This is a genomic window from Paenibacillus sp. FSL L8-0435 (assembly GCF_037965655.1).
GTDB lineage: Bacteria > Bacillota > Bacilli > Paenibacillales > Paenibacillaceae > Paenibacillus.
This window is the reverse complement of sequence record NZ_CP150185.1, coordinates 1,679,609-1,698,447: the sequence shown is the minus strand read 5'-3', so window position 1 is coordinate 1,698,447 and position 18,839 is coordinate 1,679,609. Positions and strand designations below refer to the sequence as shown.

Annotated in this window: 14 protein-coding genes and 1 pseudogene; 6 read left to right on the top strand and 9 right to left on the bottom strand. The window is 37.0% G+C overall.

The genetic code is table 11. The annotated features are described in order from the left end of the window. Positions 1 to 15: 15 nt before the first annotated feature. Positions 16 to 1,626, top strand: coding sequence for a response regulator (locus NST33_RS07665; protein WP_339307437.1), 1,611 nt, complete (start codon positions 16 to 18; stop codon positions 1,624 to 1,626). Between the two features lie 134 nt (positions 1,627 to 1,760). Beyond that, the gene (locus NST33_RS07660) at positions 1,761 to 3,440 is read left to right on the top strand and encodes an ABC transporter substrate-binding protein (protein ID WP_339307435.1); all 1,680 of its coding nucleotides are present in this window, start codon (positions 1,761 to 1,763) and stop codon (positions 3,438 to 3,440) included. A gap of 219 nt (positions 3,441 to 3,659) precedes the next feature. Here the strand turns inward: NST33_RS07660 and NST33_RS07655 are convergent, their stop codons facing one another. The 3 genes from NST33_RS07655 to NST33_RS07645 all read right to left on the bottom strand — a co-directional run bounded on the left by NST33_RS07655 (position 3,660) and on the right by NST33_RS07645 (position 9,289). Then, positions 3,660 to 7,394: an SEC-C domain-containing protein gene (locus NST33_RS07655; protein WP_339307433.1), complete on the bottom strand. Its 3,735-nt coding sequence runs from the start codon at positions 7,392 to 7,394 to the stop codon at positions 3,660 to 3,662. Positions 7,395 to 7,476: 82 nt separating this feature from the next. After that, positions 7,477 to 8,862 (bottom strand): DUF2971 domain-containing protein, encoded by a 1,386-nt coding sequence (locus NST33_RS07650; RefSeq protein ID WP_339307431.1) that lies wholly within the window; start codon positions 8,860 to 8,862, stop codon positions 7,477 to 7,479. A 226-nt stretch (positions 8,863 to 9,088) separates the two neighbouring features. Further along, positions 9,089 to 9,289 carry a helix-turn-helix transcriptional regulator gene (locus tag NST33_RS07645; RefSeq protein WP_339308641.1) on the bottom strand — a complete coding sequence of 67 codons (201 nt, stop codon included), beginning with the start codon at positions 9,287 to 9,289 and terminating at the stop codon, positions 9,089 to 9,091. A 171-nt stretch (positions 9,290 to 9,460) separates the two neighbouring features. Between NST33_RS07645 and NST33_RS07640 the strand changes: the two genes are divergently transcribed. Further along, complete coding sequence (locus NST33_RS07640) at positions 9,461 to 9,748, top strand: hypothetical protein (protein WP_339307429.1); 288 nt, start codon at positions 9,461 to 9,463, stop codon at positions 9,746 to 9,748. 611 nt (positions 9,749 to 10,359) lie between these two features. Here NST33_RS07640 and NST33_RS07635 read toward each other — a convergent pair. From NST33_RS07635 to NST33_RS07615, 5 genes and pseudogenes are all read right to left on the bottom strand, one after another. Next, positions 10,360 to 11,940, bottom strand: a complete 1,581-nt coding sequence (locus NST33_RS07635; protein WP_339307427.1) for a hypothetical protein — start codon at positions 11,938 to 11,940, stop codon at positions 10,360 to 10,362. 121 nt (positions 11,941 to 12,061) lie between these two features. Further along, positions 12,062 to 12,547 (bottom strand): annotated as a pseudogene (locus tag NST33_RS07630) (tyrosine-type recombinase/integrase). A gap of 62 nt (positions 12,548 to 12,609) precedes the next feature. Continuing rightward, positions 12,610 to 12,969 (bottom strand): phage integrase N-terminal SAM-like domain-containing protein, encoded by a 360-nt coding sequence (locus NST33_RS07625; protein WP_339308639.1) that lies wholly within the window; start codon positions 12,967 to 12,969, stop codon positions 12,610 to 12,612. Positions 12,970 to 13,379: 410 nt separating this feature from the next. Continuing rightward, positions 13,380 to 13,691 (bottom strand): hypothetical protein, encoded by a 312-nt coding sequence (locus NST33_RS07620; RefSeq protein ID WP_339307425.1) that lies wholly within the window; start codon positions 13,689 to 13,691, stop codon positions 13,380 to 13,382. Positions 13,692 to 13,969: 278 nt separating this feature from the next. Continuing rightward, entirely contained in the window at positions 13,970 to 14,383 is a 414-nt protein-coding gene (locus NST33_RS07615) for a hypothetical protein (protein WP_339307423.1), read from the bottom strand. Between the two features lie 688 nt (positions 14,384 to 15,071). On the opposite strand from NST33_RS07615, the gene NST33_RS07610 reads away from it, so the two are divergent. From NST33_RS07610 to NST33_RS07600, 3 genes are all read left to right on the top strand, one after another. Then, positions 15,072 to 15,716, top strand: a complete 645-nt coding sequence (locus NST33_RS07610; protein ID WP_339307421.1) for a hypothetical protein — start codon at positions 15,072 to 15,074, stop codon at positions 15,714 to 15,716. An 11-nt stretch (positions 15,717 to 15,727) separates the two neighbouring features. Beyond that, complete coding sequence (locus NST33_RS07605) at positions 15,728 to 16,264, top strand: hypothetical protein (protein ID WP_339307419.1); 537 nt, start codon at positions 15,728 to 15,730, stop codon at positions 16,262 to 16,264. A gap of 88 nt (positions 16,265 to 16,352) precedes the next feature. Then, positions 16,353 to 16,733, top strand: coding sequence for a hypothetical protein (locus tag NST33_RS07600; RefSeq protein WP_339307417.1), 381 nt, complete (start codon positions 16,353 to 16,355; stop codon positions 16,731 to 16,733). A 191-nt stretch (positions 16,734 to 16,924) separates the two neighbouring features. Here the strand turns inward: NST33_RS07600 and NST33_RS07595 are convergent, their stop codons facing one another. After that, the gene (locus NST33_RS07595) at positions 16,925 to 18,730 is read right to left on the bottom strand and encodes a serine hydrolase domain-containing protein (RefSeq protein WP_339307415.1); all 1,806 of its coding nucleotides are present in this window, start codon (positions 18,728 to 18,730) and stop codon (positions 16,925 to 16,927) included. Between the last annotated feature and the right edge of the window lie 109 nt (positions 18,731 to 18,839).

Genomic DNA, 18,839 nt, shown 5'->3' with positions numbered 1-18,839 from the left:
GGGAGACAATACACCATGCAAATGATGATCGTAGACGATGAAGCACACTGGGTGGATAACCTGTCCATGACCAAGCCTTGGCATACGCTGGGAATTGAACATGTGCATAAAGCATACTCGGCACACGAAGCACTACAAATGATTGACACCCACCCCATCGATATCGTGATCTCGGACATCCAGATGCCTGAAATGACAGGCATTGAACTGATTGAACGCATCCGCATCCGGGACAAAAAAATAAAATGTATTCTGTTATCCGGGTATTCCGAATTTGATTACGCCAAAAAAGCCATCCAGTTTGAAGCCGTAGACTATCTGCTCAAGCCCCCGACAGACGAGGAATTAATGGGCGCTGTGCAGAAAGCCATCGATCAATTGAACAACGAATGGGAAATTGTCAGTTCACTGACACGAACCCAGTTTACGTTGCGAGAGAATCTCCCCCATTTGCAGGGACGACTGCTCCTAGGCGCTTTGCAAGGACAACGAATCGCCGCTGCCGAATGGGAGCGTAAGCTAGCCAATTACAATCTCCCCTTTCACACCGGGGATGCCGCATTAATGCTGGTTCGTTTGGAAGAAGAATTCGGACACTATGACAGCAATGATCAGACCCTGATCGAATACGCAATCATCAACATGGCTGAAGAGATTATGGGTGAGTTTATGGAAGTGTGGGGCGTCAAGGAGGAGCACGGATATCTGGTGTTTTTGCTTCAGTTGAAAGATCGGAAAGGCGATATTGGCAAAGAAACCATTCTGGAGAAGCTATCGATTCAGCTTCAATCCAAAGTAAAACAATTTCTGAAAGGCTCCCTCTCCATCGTTATCACCGAGTGGTTCACCTTTCCGGATCAGCTTTACGATCGCTTCCGTCAGGCTTCCGCCTATTTCCGGCAGATCGTTGGCGATGAACGCGAATTTGTCATGCGTGTCAGCGATGTCGAGACACCTGCGGCACAAGGTCCCTTGGATGTACTGTATACCCCGCCCACCTTTATTAGTTTGCTAGAGAGCGGACAGTGGGATGCAGCGGAAGAGAAAATACGCGCGGTCTGCGCAGAGCTGGATGAGAAATGGTCGGAATCATGGGAGCATTGCATGGAGGCTGGTTTTCTCATTACGGCTTCATTCACCAATATTGCCCACCGGAACAAGCTGACTCTGACCACTTTAATGGGGAATGATGTCGAGGGTTTACAAAGTGGGGAAGTTTTCGCTACCATCAGCAAATTGCGGAAATGGTCGCTCAGTGTGCTGGGCAAACTCAAGGAAGGCACGTCCAACGAGATCAAGGACATCCGTTCCGAGTATGTGAAGAAGATTCAGGATTTTACAGATAAGAACCTGCATCTGGATGTGTCTTTGCGTGTGCTTGCTGACCATGTCAATCTGCACCCGACCCATTTGTCCAAAATCTATAAGATCGAAACGGGCGAAGGCATTAGTGATTATATCTCGCGCCTGCGCATGGATCGGGCCTGTCACAAGCTGGTCACGACCACCAAAAAAGTGTATGAAATCAGCATGGAGATTGGTTATATGGACCCGGCTTATTTTATCAAAGTGTTCAAGCGCCAGTTTGGCGTTACACCGCAGGAGTACAGAGACCAGCATAAATAACATGACTGAAAACCGATCTTTTTGAACATTCACTAATAGAGTCCTATCGAAACTAAAAAACTCATATAGATGCACTCCCGCACAAATTGGTACAGTTACACTGTAAAGATCATACACCGTAGGGGGATTGAACAATGATCAAATTCAAAAAAACATGGTGGTCACTGCTCATGGTTATCACGCTCATCACGATCACTGCGTGCGGCAGTGGCGAGACAGCCAGTGACAATGGTAATAATACGCCGGGAACTGTCGGCTCAGCTGAAGCAGAAGCTGCTTTTGCTAAAGGAAAATACGACCCACCCATCGAGTTCAGTTCGGTATTAATGCCGAAGAAATACGTGCAAGGAGATACCAAAGAAAATAACGTGCACGATCGCTGGATGCTCGAAACGCTGGGTATGAAGCATAAAGATACTTGGTATCCGGCCAATGACGATCAATACAGACAAAAACTGCAACTGGCTATCGCCTCTGGCGAAAAGCTGCCTGATTTTGTATCCGTACCCACCAATGCGGTACTGACTAATCAGCTGATCGACTCCGGTCAATTCATCGCCATCGATGAGTTGTTCGACAAGTACGCGAGTCAAACCCTGAAAGATCACGCAGCAGCACATCCTGAACTGTGGTATCCGTTCACCAAGGACGGCAAGAAATACAACATGCCGATCATGGAGTACACCGATAACGACGATACATTGCTCTGGCTCCGCGAGGACTGGATGGAGAAGCTGAACCTGGAAGCTCCGAAAACCATTGCAGACCTTGAGAACATCATGGACAAATTCAAAAACGAGAACCCGGACGGTTTGTCTCCAGACAAAGTATTCCCGCTGGCAATCTCGCTGAAAAATAACACCAACACCTGGATGGGTCAGCTCGACTGGTTGTTCGGTGCATACGGTACAATTGAGGAGCAATGGAACAAAGACGCAAACGGCAACCTCGAGTACGGCTCCGTTAACCCGGGTGCCAAACAAGCCCTTGCCAAGCTGGCGGAATGGATGGATAAAGGTTATATCCACGCTGACTCCGCTCTGTGGGACGAAGGCAAATCCGCTGAAAGCTGGACAGCTGGCAAAGCGGGCATTCTGCCTGGCGCAAACTGGGTACCGGACTGGCCTGCACCTGACCTGCTGAAGAACGTACCTGGCTCAAAGTATAAAGCTTACCCTGTTCCTGCTGGCCCAGACGGCAAGATCGGTACGAAGTGGCAGAACTCTGGTGTCAACGCAAGTATCATGATCAACAAGGATGCGAAGCATCCAGAAGCCATCTTCCTTTACTACAACTACCTGCTGGATAACCTTGCGAACCCGAAAGCGGGCAGTGAGTATGAATACGGCTTCGCCAAAGGTTACGACTGGGATATCATTGACGGACAACCGACCAGTGACAAAGAGAAGATTAAAGACTTCTCCAACGAATTCCCGTTCCTGACCGGCCCAGCACGTATCCCGGATCTGTACATGAAAACCCTCGTGAAGCTGGCTGACGGCGAGAAGCCTGAAACACCTTACGAGAAACAAATGGCTGAATTCCGTAAACCGGAAAACTGGTATGCAGGTAAAGTCGTTATGTCCCAGATCGACATCCGTAAACAAAACTACTTTACTGGCGCAGCCACACCAACCATGGTGTCCAAATGGAACCTGCTCCGCCAGTCCGAGATGGAAACCTTCAACAAAATCATCTACGGCAAACTGCCTATTGATGCCTTTGACCAATTCGTAGCCAACTGGAAATCCAATGGCGGAGATCAGATCACGCAAGAAGTGAATGAATGGTTTAAGTCGGTAAGTGGTAAGTAAGATTTTGTTTTTGGAAAAGTAAAACATTAAAACCCGAGCCGAAGCGAGTTATTCACGCTTCGGCTCGGGTTTTTGGATCTGAATGTGTACTTTGATCTCGACCCTCTTACTATTTTGTTAAGTCGTTTGAGTCAGCAAGGATAAGATACGCCACTTATTGTATGCCACTCGTGAATTTCTCTATTTCTGTATCTTTTTTCCGTAAAGATTATTTAGAAATTATAGCTGCTCATTTCCCAGTTTAACCATTAACTCATGATATGATATTATATGAAAATTTAGCATTTTATATCTTGAGGTGAATAGTTTGTTAGTTACCATGTATGGGATAACCTTATATTCTGCAATGTCTAAATTTAAAATAGATACAACTTTAGTAAGGTTCCCTCTAATAAAATCAATTCTCCTCTGAAACTTTTCATCATCTTTATGTTGATAGAAAAAGCTCTTCTGTTGCATTTGGTCCTCATAGATAGACCCTACTTTTTGAAGAACTTTGCTCTCTATTAACCATATTTCTTTCTTATCTTGATTAACAGCAATAACATCATAGTCGCCTAAGTTTTCTGGGAAATCATAGTGGGGGTATCTTGACGACAACTCGAAATCTGTATAAACAGGAGAAAATCCCTCTTTTATGAATAAACGAGAAATATCTTGTACCATCTCATCTTCATACCTTTTCTTCCATTTAACAAGAACTTTTTTCAAACTTTCTAAACCAATTTCATATGGAAGATACCAATCTATAATACCGTTTTTCCAAGATGTAGATAAATTTTTAATTAAAACAGGAGAAAATATACATTTTTCATCTTCAACAATAAGGGGCTTAATATCAAATCTGTTATCGCGTTTCTCACGATCCCATACTGGTAAAATTTCATTAATTGTATTGTTTAAAACTTTTAACTTGCTACAATCTAGCGTTATAAATTGTAGCGCTTTTACAGTTTTCTCTCTATCTTCTTCTTTTAGTTCTATGAAAGAATCAAGGAAATCATTGATTAAATCTTCAGTTTCTACCTCAAATACATTCGGATAACTCTCTATAGCAAAAGACTTTTCTACGACTTCTAATTGTAAGTATTCAAGCAAGGATATTAATATACTCAGTTCTACTCCTGTATCAACCAAAAAAGCTTTTTCACATTGAACAAGAAATTTCTTATCTTCTTCATCATGTTTAATTGTGTAGTTTACTTGCTCATACTTGCGCAAAAGAATATCCGCATATTGTTGATCGCTAAATTCAGAGAGGATAGTATCAACCTTATATTCATTATCAATTTCAATCTTTAGATCTAGTTCTGTAAAGTAGCAAGTGTCTGCATTGTCTTGTAAAGCCACAAGCCAGTCAGCAAAAGCTAATAAATTTTCAAATTCATGTTCTCTACAATCTGGAGCATTAACCTTATGATGGATCGCTAAGTTACTTTCTAAAAGATATTGGGCTGTTCTCAAATTACGTCTATTCTCTTCACGAATACTCCTTGTTTTCTCCTCAAACTCTTGTTGGACAATAGGACTCAAATCTTTGAAACTTGAGTATCGTTTTAGATTAACTATCATCTCATGCAACTGGGTAGAGTAATAATGCAAGGCCATCTTGTGTAAATTTGCTTTATTGTAACTTGAAATTTGATTTTCAAAAACTTTAACAATTGTTGTTTGCATTTTTCTAATAACATTTGTTGCTGATTTCCCTCGATATTCTCCAGGCTTTGCCCCTGTTTCTAGGCAAACTTTTGCAATGTCTTTTCTTGCTTTTACGTAATTTCTTTCTTCCATTTTAAAAGTAGGTGCAATCTCAGAATAAAAGTAATCTTGTTCAATTGAAAATATACCAACTTCTTTTCTAAGGGAAGAGTCCTGATTCACTACTATTTCTAATTTCTCAAATAAATAGTTCACATGTTCTTTTAGCGGGAATATGAGTTCCAAAAAATATTCAGATTCTATTCGTTTGTCACTAGCATTCATCATAGCTTCCAATAATTCATCTAAATTTACAGCATATCGAATATTTATCGTATCGCCATCAATGTCAATCTCACTATAAACAAACTTTCTAATTTTCTCTGAAGGAAGCCCAGAATACTCAACATCTGTTGCACATAGCATAGGTACAAACATGACTTGTAGTACTCTTTTATTTAGAACGGGGAAAGTAGCAAGTATATCTCCGTATCTATTAAAAAGTCGCTGATTTAACTCATTTATCGTTTTTAATCCTGTATAATTATCAGTTGCAAAATTCTCTTCATTAAAATACTCCACGTTATGTGCTAGAAAAAGAAATGTCGAGTCACCAATTTTTTTTCCTTTTCCTATTAGACCTTGATGACCTTTATGTTCAAAACTCGAATATTCAAAATCGTCAGGCTTAACTTTCCAACTAAGTGGATTATCAAACAAACTGGAATTTAGATTAAAGGGAAAATTCGCTAGATTCTTTGTATAGTATTCATAAACATAACTATCTGCATGTCCATAGGAAAGAGAAATTAGATCATACTCAATTGCACCTGTTGCAATTTGTTGATGAGCACTTTTCCATGAGAAAAATAAACTACTTTTACCGCCAAATGCCATTATTTGCGCTTTTTCTTTCATATCATAATCAAAGAAATCTATAAACTCATTAAAGTTATCCATAAACCCTAACATATATATCATATCTAAAGCAGAACACGAAAAGTGATCTCCTTGCTCATTGAATAACATTCCAAATGTAGAGATGTCGGTGAATGCTTCAATTAGTAAAAAATGAACTGGCATCTGAGCTAATGTGTCAAAAGCATAACCACCATTTAATTCTTTTCTATAATACGTTTCACGTAATTGTAGCTGGTTGCTTTGATGCAACAATTTAAAAGCCCTAATCTCAGAATCAATAATTTCATCATTGTCAAAGCTACCTTTATTTATTGCTACTAGAACTCTATCTTTATTGATAGTCATAAATGCTAGAGTATTATTCGTAGATGGCCTACCTGTTCTCTTGTCATATATTTTAGGGGCAATAAGAACCCGGGATCGAGCATTTTCGAAAGAATTGAAGTTACTTTCTAACAGCTTTTCAAGCGTTTGCTTTATATGCCTTTGGTATTCTTCTACTGTCGCTATAGAAAGAAGTTTTTTATAGAGATCGACAACTATCGAGGTATTAAAAAGTGGATAACACTTATCCTTATTTACGAAAAAGTGTCTCATCTCAATTGGACATTTTTGATAACCCATTATTTTGAATACTTTATCCTTCTGAATTGAATACTCTTTAGATTTAAATAAATATGTAACAGCTTTCCAGTATTCTTCTGAAGGCAATTCGTAGACAATATTGTAATCATCAGAAGAAGGAATAACATTATTCTTAGCAAGTGTATCTATTACCATGCTGTTATATTCAAATACGGCCTTAACGTCTTCTCTCTTATCTAAGATATCTGCTAACTCGGAAATAAAACTCATTGTAGCGTATACCTGTTCATGTCCAGTCCCTAAAATTACTGAATAATACTCGCCGAAAACTTTAATTTTAATTTGTCCAAAATCACTTAATGTATAATCTTCCATATAAGTGATTTGTAAATAAGGAGAGATTTCATTAAATAATTTTTCAAATTCAGAATACTCTTTTATACTCTTATTACCAAAGCTCTTTGTATTACTTAAAGCTTGATTAAGGGTTAATGCTTGAGCTAATGCTGAACGATTTTTGGCCCAAGAGTTGATGCAAAATACAGCCACTGAAATATCATTGATAGAGTATCGGGATATGATTGACTCTAGTTTTTCAGCATTTCCCTCTATATATTCAAAATTTGAGATACTATCTTCTATTGGAATTGTGTTTACATTCGAGACTCTACGCATAGGGCTATCAATACAGCATTTCTTGTATTTCTTGCCACTCCCACAAAAACATGGCTCATTTCGGCCCATTTTCATATTGAAGACCCCCTAAAATATCGCTTTTTTCTCTAAAAAAATCTCCAAAATAGTTAAAAACCTTCATAGCTATTCTTCTGTGTCATTCATTAATGTTTATAGTATACATTTTTCGTTGTATTAACCGATTATCATTCAAAGAATATGTCATCTCATAAAATTCAAAATTTTTCCTTCCGTATTTTTTACACTTTCTATAGATTACATCAATAATTTCAGCCCTTGCTGTCTTAGAGGTTTTTATACCAAAAATTATTGAATCAAGATCCTCAAATTTATATTCAAATATCCTATGTTCTCGGTCATTAAATGAATCAAGTACACTACTAACAATAAGTCTAAATTCTCTTTCATGCGACCAATCTGGAGTCTTTTTTAGATAAGCCTGTTGGAATGCATTCCAATACTGTTCCCTCCAGTCATCTTCATGATTAAGCAACTCTTCAGAACAAATACTGTAATTTCCTTTTTCATCTGTGTACCATTGTTCAATTATTTGTGATAGCGTTAACCTACCTAAATTACAGAAAAAATCCATTTCACTAAAATTAGATGTATATTCAATTTTATAAAAAGGATTATCTAAGTAATTATTATTAAGAAGAGCTAAATTTGTTGAACAAGGCTTCAATGACAGCATCGGATTGTTAGTTGAAGTTTTGAATTTCAAACAAACCCCTGTATGATTATTTCCGTAAGTTCCCCATATGGATGAGTTACTACAATTATCCATAAAACACGCTACATAAGCTTTAGGATAAGTTAATTCAGTGACAGCATTTAAATAAAGTTGGGGAAATTCAATATAAACACTTTGTAACTTTGGTGAATCTCTGTACTTAAAGAGGAGTTGGGTATCTAATTGTTTAAGAGTATCATTAATAGCATGAATTAGTTCGCTATACTGGGTTTCATCCGAATATAACCACATGTTTTCAAAATTTATATTTATATTTATATTTTCTTCTACTTTGTTAATTTCCACTTCCTCATTTGGAGGTATTAATCCACTTTTCACATCAATTTCAGAAATACATTTTATTGCTCGATTGGACAATATTCTTAAATGCACATGCAATTCATCTTTATATATTTTGTAAGGATTATTTATAATCAACTCCAGATAAGATTGAACGAATTTATCTGAAAAGAATAATTCGTAAATTTTCCCAATACGTTCTTTGTAAATTTCAGTAGGTAAACTAGCTATACTTTTATAAATCGGTATATCCTTTTGGGATATAACTTGATCTTCTTTAAGAAGTCTAGTTAGGAAAACTCCATGCTCTAAACATAAGAGATAATGTTTGAAAAAGTTCATCCAAATTATTCTATCTCCCTTCCAGAAGTACTGTCGCGTGCCCTCAAGAGGATCATTTAATTCATCTACTGAAGCAAAATAAATTTGTTGTTTTTCAAGTTCTTGATACTTACCTATTAAACTTTCTACGCTTCGAAAACGATACATTCTACCACCTACAATAATTATTAGATAACTTTGATTAGTTAACGATTCCTTATATGATTAGTCCTTAGTAATTAATAACTATCTGTTTTCCGGAAGTGAAACTTAATTATTCTTAAACATTCTAACAGTGAACGGGTTATCTCACAAAACGCCTCTCAGTTCTAGAGCTTAACAACACCTTTAAAACCAATTAATTTTGACTAAATAGTATAGTTTTTATTAATTATCACTCTGCTATGTGTTCTAACAACTCTCCTGGTTGACAATTTAGAGCCGTACATAATTTATCAATTACTTCTAACGATACATACTCATTCGTATTGAGCTTTGCCATCGTTGCTGATGAAATCCCCGTTAGTTTTAATAGATCTTGTTTCTTAATCTCCCTGTCAATCAATAATTTTTGAAATGGTTTATAACTTATCATCTGGCGTCCCTTCATATCCGAATTGAATTTTTCTTTAATTATATGAAAGTATATTTCCTTAATCAAAAATATCTTTGACATGTCTTGACTACAAATTTCATTATGATAAAATAATGTTCAACAAGTTAAATTTTTATTCGTAAAATAAAACATGACGGACGGTGATCATTCATGCACAATTCTTTAGAAGTCTTACTTGATTCGTTGATTCGTAATCGCATTGAAGCGGTATATAGCGATCTTCTCAAAAACAACTCCATCTATAATCAATTCTCATCCGATCGGAATCATTACTTCAAACAGTTACATGAGCTTTTACCTCAGGATATGCATAGAACTCTATTTCTTTACGATGACGCAGACCTTTCTGTTCATACAATATTAGAACGTGAAATCTACTTACACGGGTTTAAGGATGCTCTTCTTTTACATAATGAATTAAATATATCATCTAATTGAGAGCCAAACGGCTTTCTGACTTCTTTGAGTAGTATACAAATCATACTTTTCTTTGTTAATTGTTCTTTTATTTAACGGGTTTATAAATCCGACCTGTATCTGTGTCTATCACATAATCTATTCTAAGACTTTCAGGATGTTGTACTTCTTTAAGGTTTAAATATTCTTTTAATTTGATTGGTATATCTTTTATTGTAGAACACGTTTCTTTTTCCTTTACATAGCTTTCCGAAGTTGTTCGTGACTAAGATTCCGGTCGATAGCCAATACACACTGTAAGTAGTAACCATCAACTTCAATGATCATTATAGATTGTCCCATATCTTTTTCATGCATTCTGCCCTTAATGATTCTTCATAGGGCTTGGCGGTTTCGGATAACGTTCCAGTATTCACGACGCGAGCCGGCCTTAGATAGCTCTTATCTTAGGCCGGCTCGTGTATCGTTCGAGTTATCTTCCATGATTATACATCGGACGATCAAGGGGCGTAAGCACCGCAGCGTGAATATAATGTTAACTGATGCATCTGGCACCCTGAACTACCCTAAAAGATTTTCAATAGTTCATTTTGTATTTCTTCATAGTAATAAGTCACTGATCATATGTTACTTTATGCATCATTATCTTCTTCGAACCTTCCTTCAATTTCTTCTATTCTCAATTCCATATAATTTTCAATTTCAGTTCTAACGTTTGATATATCTCTAAGTATAGAGTTATTTAATTCAAGGTTTTTTTTATAAAAATCCACATAAGTTTGTTTTTGAAGATCCCTCTTTGCATATTCCGGAATTAGATATTTATTAATACAATCTTCTAAGTTATCCCGTAAATCACTTGTGTATAATATTAAATGATAGTTTTGAAACCAATATCTTTCACCGATGTACTTTTTTAGTTTTTCAATATCGCACTCACTAAATGAACCATCTTTTAAATAAAATGAAATTAATAATTGGTTTTCTGATAAAAGTACTGCATCTTTATTTTCTATTAAAATTTGCGAGAAATTCATATTTTTTATCGCATAATAATAATATAACTGTTCTTCATGAAAAGGTTGTTTTAAGGCTTCTTTATACCTAATACTGAAAAACTTTCTTACCCTTTCTTTATCAAATTCACTCATTGTAGAAAATTTATCAATTGAATATAGCAATGATTCTGGTGACAGTTTCCATATGAAACATAATTGATGGTAATCATAATCCTTAACTTGAAATAACTCTAAGTCTAGTTCCCTAAAATATTTAGTTTTAAAAAAATTATTGATAAATACTTTTTTCTGCTTTTCATCAAACAACTTCGAAATTCTGTATATTATTTGATTTATGAAATAAAGTTTATTGTTCTCTCGGTCCATACTTATTCTTAAATTACAATAGGCAATAACCTTTTTCCAATATCTCTCAACAATATTGTAATTATTAAAACTTTCATACGTCCATAATTCTTTCTTATCGTCATTTCTTTCAAGTTGATAATTTTCTAAAACATTATCAAAAATTCCAACTATCTTTTCAACTTCACTCTTATTGCAGAAAAAATAAAAATCATCAGAAAAATAAGAGAATTCGCAATCTATACCTAACTCAATAATTTCTTTTTCTATATCATTGCTAATATCTTTTAAATTTAGTTCTGCAAAAAACAACGACAGATAATTCCCCATAATTAATCCATTCGTTGCCCCTTGATTCATATTACTTAAAAATCTTTCTTGATGACCTTCGAAATCTATTTCATGAGTGTAGATTCGACCATAGTATTCTTTTATATCCATTTTAAGCAGGTAATCATAGATACATAATCTATTAAAGTCTTCTGCTAAGTGTCTGTCATACTCACCTGATGCAAAATCACCAGTATCAGTATTTGCAGATAATCGTTTATGTAACACGTCCATCTGTTGTATAGTATTAAAATTCGGCAAATCTTTAAAATGTTCATATGCAGCAACAAAGTTCAATATATTCGGTAATTTTAGAGTACGATATTTATCGTTTTGCTTTTTCACTCTAACGTTAAAAGGTTTTGACCAACAAAGTTTTTGTAACTCAAAAGATGAGATGTCATCAGGCAGAATCATGGAGTCTATATCAAAGAAATGTTTTATTGGATTTTTAAAATTATACAAATTATTCAATTTCATTTTCCAACGTTCCTTTCTAATTAAATTGTTCGTTTTCATCAATTTATTAACTTTTTATCCTGAGTTACCATGCTTATAAAGATGTTTCAGTTAACATTAATCTATGTACTTCGTAAATACCACACATCCTGCCAGATATCTGAACTACGTATATGATAACCTATGCGGCGATATTTGCGAAGAAAAATTTGGTGAAAAAGGGAGATATATCAGGATACTCAATCTCCCATGTCCATACGATCCAGTGGGCTTTGAATACGCTGAATATTTTTCGTACTAACATGCGTATATCGCTGAGTTGTTCGTGCACTCGTATGACCAGTAGCTCCTGAATGTATCGTAGATCTGTCCCGTTTTCCAGCAAATGAGTGGTGAAGGAGTGTCTCGGAGCATGAATACTTACCTTTTTTACAATTCCTGCACGCTGTCTAGCTTCTTCGAAAACCTTCTGCACACTCCGCTCGGTAAGATGTCGATCAGAAGATTGTCCCGGAACAGCCTTCGATTGGGTCTGTATTCAGCTATGTATTTAATTCTGCACCATATCCCAAGCAAGACTTGAAAGAATCTTCCTCCGATCCTTTTCCCCCTTCCCCTGTCTCAAGATGAGTGTTTGCCTTTCAATATCAAGATCGCTGCAACGCAGACGAACAACTTCACCTACACGAATCCCGGAAGAATAGGTACAGAGACAATATGGCCTTATGTTTAGGGTTGGTTACGGATTTGAGTAATGAAGCAACTTCCTTTTCGGACAACACTTGTGGAAGCTTGGTCTGCTTCTTGGGACGAAATATACTGGATATCCGTAGGGTGAAGGAGCACATGTTTGCAATAAAAGCGGAGAGCGCTAATCGTCTGATTCACGCTCGAATGGGAGATCCCTCGCTCAAGCAAACCTAAACAATACGTCTCAACGTTGGATGTAGTCACATCTGTACCTTTTAGCGGAAAGCTACTCAGAAAACGTTCGACCTGATTACAATACGCTTTAATCGTTTTCCGACTGTATCCTCGTAACTTTAGCGCCTTCTGCAACGGTTCTTTGCTCCGGAGTAATCTGAACATCATTTGGATCGAACTGGGTTGATGAACTCCTGAACAGCAGCAATGGTGTAGGGGATGATCCATACTTTCAGTTTGGATTCCCACTGTCTGCCCGTAATTTGGCGAATACACGGAATATATGCTGGGTTGTATGCGATTCAGAATGTGAAGTGGATCAGTGGAACCTTTCATTATAGTAATATCCTTCTTCATATTTAGCATGTTCAATCATCAGAAACTCTCCCTTATTTGAATAGTTATGTTTTCTCCGAAATTCTGAAAAACAAAAAAGAAAGGCCCTTCTTCATCACATAGGGAATCAGACGACCTTCCGATGCTTTCGGAATCATATATGATGTTTAGAAGTAGAGATGCGCAAAGCAAGTTCAATAGCAAACCGCCACTTCGTAGCATCTTTACCCAAGCCTGAACTACTGATCAATTTGTTTGGATTGATAACAGTAGACGATTGAACCCGCAGGTATTTCGTCTGGGGATATCTCTTTTCCCAAACATATACCGATATTCTTCTTGCCAGCTATAGTATGGTTAATTTGAGTAGAAACAACTTCAAATACTTGCTCTTCCCCATCCGTTTTTTTGATGATAATCTGGTCACCGATCATCTCTTTGATTGTTGAAGGAAGTAGTTCATCCAACTCTTCATTGGCCCCCATAACGATGGTTCCGAATTCGGGTGTATCGAAGACTAAGCCAACGCCAAACAGCATTTTAGTTTCCATTCTGTGGCCTCCTTATCTCTGATCTATGAATAGCTCGCCTTTGACACCTCGCACCTTGAGATCGGCATTACGTAGTCTAACCATTGCATCTCTTAATAAAGCATATCGTTCAGTAGAATGGAGTTCAGGAGCAAACCTTGCTGCCCGGATACTTGCCTGAGCCTCATCAAGAGCATAGTTTCTTTTGATAACTTCGGGAGGAAGATCATAAAGTGGGAACTCTCTACCTGCAATAGAAGCCTCATAATACCCAACGATCTCGTGAGCTAATGTAGCATTCATTGAAATACGAGTATTCGCATCCCTACTCCTGGGGCTGCTGCTGGTAAGACATCCGTATTGATGACCAAGCGATTATACATCATGCCTGTATTCCAGGTATCATAATAACCAGGTTGAGGGATTAAAATGTTCTCCTCAGGGAAATCAAGTTTGTTTAAGTACTGTTTAATCTCAATCTTTTGGCTATCCGCCAACGGTATCTCATTACGTTGTCCGTCACTTAAAATCTGTCTAAAATCGACTGCACCCTCATATTTGATAGAGGTCTCGATATGCAGCTTAGGTTTGAAAACAGAGCTTACCCCTAATACCATACCACCAGTACCAAGCATACTTGCCCAATGTTCACTTGACCACGCATTTGTAGGCAAAACGGCTTCTCTAATCGTTCCATGGACCCCAAATGTCAACCAGTTCAGTGTGTCTCGAGGCGACTCAAAAGCTTTGTCAGCTCGATTAACATACCCATTTACAAGTCCACTCGGAATACCAAATGTCCAGTAATCCAGAAATCCACCTACACTATCATATCTCTTCTGATATCGGTCATCTGCCGATTGTACAACTGCTTGTCCTAGCTCTTTTAAACTATCTACAGACTTCTCAACTGCATTCCGATCGTCTATACCTTCCTGTAGACCACAAGCATTCGGCGGTGGTGGTTAACAGTTCACGTCTACTTGCCCTTCCGACCCGTGATCAGCTTGGAGAAATCGTCCTCCATGGTTATGTAACACAGTTGATATTGAACTGATGAGTGTAACAACTTCAGTCATAACAAGCTGTGACTTCTTGAAATCGTAATAGAACCTTTCTCTAGTACTCCCATCCCAGTTCGCTTCAATATCAGTCATGTTTTGCAGAAGACTTCATTCATCTGTTGAAGAGTACTATAAGCTGTAAAGAACTGTTTACTAATTGCTAAAAGTTGCTCTGGCGTAACCATAATTCTCGTCATAGAACACCTATCACCTACTATAATAAATGTAAGAATCCTTGAATAAAAAATAAAATTTTACATTTTAGTATATAAAAAATAAATATAATATGATAATATGTTAAAACTGGCCAGTAATTAGAAAATAATGGAGGATTATTGTGAAAATTAACTTGAAATTCGCACTAAGTCTATTGCTAGTTTGTTTTACTACATTTTTCATTAGCTCAAATGTTTTCGCTCAAATGGAACCATACAAGTGGAAAAGTTCATTTATCAAATCAGGAAAATTAACTGTTAAAATTAGTACTGAATATGCTACCGGTGGAGATTATACTTCTACAGACCTAACGGAAGGTATTAACAGATGGAAGAACACAAGTGCAAATTTAAACTTATCAACAGCTTCGTTTGCTTCATCTAATATTGATATTAGGGCCGTTAATGCACAAACATGGAATAATAATGGCTGGGGATCAAACACATATGCGTGGACACAACCATATGATGGTACATTTGCTTGTGCTACTAACTTAATAACAAATAATTGCACTTCATCTAACAGTATTGATTACGCTGCCATTTATATTAATATAGCCAAAGATACTGGAGGATTTTTATCATCTACAAAACAAGATCGAAGAAGAGGAGTTATAGCTCATGAACTTGGTCATGCCTTTACTATTCGCCATAACAGTTTAATAGGAGTAAGTTCAATTATGAAAACAAGTATGTGGAATGACAATAATTTTTCCTTAACACCTACGTCAACAGATATTAATGATATTAACAGTGTATATAAATAGGAGTGGAAAAAATGAGAAAAATTCTGATTTCAATTGTTTGTATTTCGTTTAGTGTTGGCTTAGGTTATGTTTACTCTTCATCAATACATGACCACGATGTTGATAATCATTTTGCAACTATTCAGAGCGACTCTATTGCTGAAGAATTATCAATTCCTGAGTTGATTGTTAAAGGTGTTGTTATAGAAGAGATGCCTGAGATACGCCGAGAGTCCGGTATTTCTAATCCCAAAGTTGATACTTCATATTTAGTTTCTCCTGTGAAAGTTAAGATTGAAGAGGTGATTTCTGGAGATTTAATTGGGAATGAAATAACCTACTTACAGAGAACAGAAAGTACCGATAAAATAAAAACGGATGATGAAGTTGTTTTAATGTTAAACGGTACATCCGATGGCTTCTATTGGTCCTATAACTTTAATGATGGAGTATGGCAAGTGGATAATAACGGTATTGTTAGTTCTAGTACAAATTCTAAAACGCTTAAAGATTTTAAAGATACAAATGCGATAGAGTTTGTTGAAGAGATCAAAGAAGAGTTAAAATAATAGGACGGATTTAGAAATTTATACCCCACAAGCACTAGGTATATCTGAAAAATAGTTATACTTAGTGCAATATAAGGATGTGGATTATTTGAAAAACAAGAAATTAGTACTTAGCATCGTCACGATTTTTATTTTATTACTATTGGGTTTCCTCAGATGGGACAACCTTGATTCCAGCGGAAACATTAATTATAAGTATGATCGATGGGCTGGTCAAAAATGGGTAGAGTTCTATCCTCCGCTAGCTGCTTCTCCCAACAGTATGGAGTTTCCACTAATATATATGGATGAAATCCATCAGAATGATATAAATAAATATTTAGAAAAACAAGCTCTCACCGGAGAGTTAGTGAATAAGTGGATTGAAAGAACAAAGTTAACGGATGGATATATAGGTCTATTATTATTGAATATTCTAGTGGTCATTTACAGTTTCTTTAGAATGTTTTTTTTGAGAGACAAAAAATAGGATGATCTTGATTCCCCTTAAATATACCGAGGCACACGTTGCCAAAAGGCGTACTTACACAAAGACAGCAGTCCTCGATAAGGAACTGCTGCCTTTACTCCTTCTAATTGATCCCACTTAATACCAATTATATATGAGTCATCCGCGAGCCTTTGTAATACTTGAAATATCTACATTCAGCGTTTGCCACTCTAAACATACAAATTCCATCCCACAATAAAAGCAGCCAAGATAGCAGCCGAGATGCCAGACATGATGTACATCAGCTTTTGCTTTTCGCTGTAACTGCTCTTCCGCAGTTTGTAGATAAGCAAGCCAAGATACGCCACTGCTAGAACCACATAAAGTAGATTAAACATTAAATTGATGCGTAACGAAGAATAAGCGGGATAATTTGGAAACCTCAACTTCGTTTGTAGGATGAAAAGATTAAGAAGGAGTGCCACACCTGCAAAGTTAATTGCAAGATGATATTTATTAAAATTGGTGGTAGGATTTCCTCGTTTATTTAGTTTCTTAAGAAGCATCCGGATTAAATAACCGATCAAAGCACATAAACTGAAAATGGCGGCAAGCACAGCAGGAATAAAAGATATCTTAATCAAGTTTACCTTTACATTCGATATTGGCAAATAATCAATGTAAGGAGTAAAGGAAATTTTCTCAACAACACCATTATGCTCGACAACGTTATAAGAACTACTTAACTCAGCTTTTGTGAATTTCTTTATATCAAGGGCCGTAAATAAATTAGTAAATCTAGATGCTGCCCGTCGTGCGGATTGAAAATATCCTCCCCCCTCCGAAGTAACTCTATTAGAATTGGCGTTATCACCGAAAATTTCTTTAATAAGTCCATAACCATAAATTTCTTCAAAAGACTGGTTTGTCATGACGACCATCCCAAATTTAGATTCCGGATCAAAGACAACTTTGCTGGAGAATGCTTTCAAATTCCCCTCGTGCATCAGTGTAGGCACCCAGTATTCCATCTCAACAAACCCATGCGCAAATCGCGGAGTAGAAGTACCTTCATAATATAGACTTGTTGACAACATTTCGTTCAACGTATCCCTGTTCTTAAATAATACATTGCTATCATCCACAGGCATCAGCGCTGCAAGAAATTTCCCTAAATCTTCTGCTGTCCCAATCGCTGCCCCAGCAGGATAAAAGGTTACGTATCCTCTGTTCTGAGGGATCAGTTTCAAATCTTTTGTATACCCTTCAATCTCATTCCTTCTTTGTACTAGGTCTGGATGATCTTGCCCCGTTGGATGAATCGAGGTGTCGTTCATATGTAGCGGTTCGAAAATATGTTGATTTACATACTCATAAAAAGGTTGGCCACTTATCTCTTCCACGATGTAACCGGCTAGACCAACGCCGTAGTTCGAATAACCCACTATACTATTCGGTTTATAGATTTGTTTCGGCTCATTTTTACGCAACGTTTCTCCTAATTCTAACGTTTCTTTCTCGGAGTAATATAACACCCCGGCCGCTGTTTGATCTTCCCAACCCGCATTGTGATGCATCAGATTCATTAGGGTAATTGGATCATCGTATTTCAGCTTTTTGAAAAATCCCTCTGGCAGATATTCTTGGATATCCGTATCCAAATCAAGCTTTCCTTGTTCGACAAGCTGCATCACACTCGTATAGACCAACAGTTTCGAGATGGAAGCCCATTCAAACACAGTAGAGGTATCCGCCTTTCGCTGATTCTCAATATCTGCGTAACCATATGCCTTATTCACAATGGCTTCACCGTCTTTGATAGCCACAACCGAAACGGCAGCGGTATACTTCTCATACGAGGCAACATAAGCATCAATCGTTTCCTCTAACTTGGATAAAGGAATCCTGGATGGTGTAGTCTCCACCTGTTTCTCTTCAGCGTGGGCAGGTACCGCTATTGCCATAATGATAAATATGAATGACAGAACACAAGCGATTACTTTGTTAACAGTCTTATATCCACGATTCATCTGCATTAGCTTCTCTCCTTTTATATTAAATGTTAATTACATCTCTTTTTTCACGTATGCGTTTTCAAAAGAGTCCACACGAATCTAAGTTATTTCTCAAATGCAATTACACTCC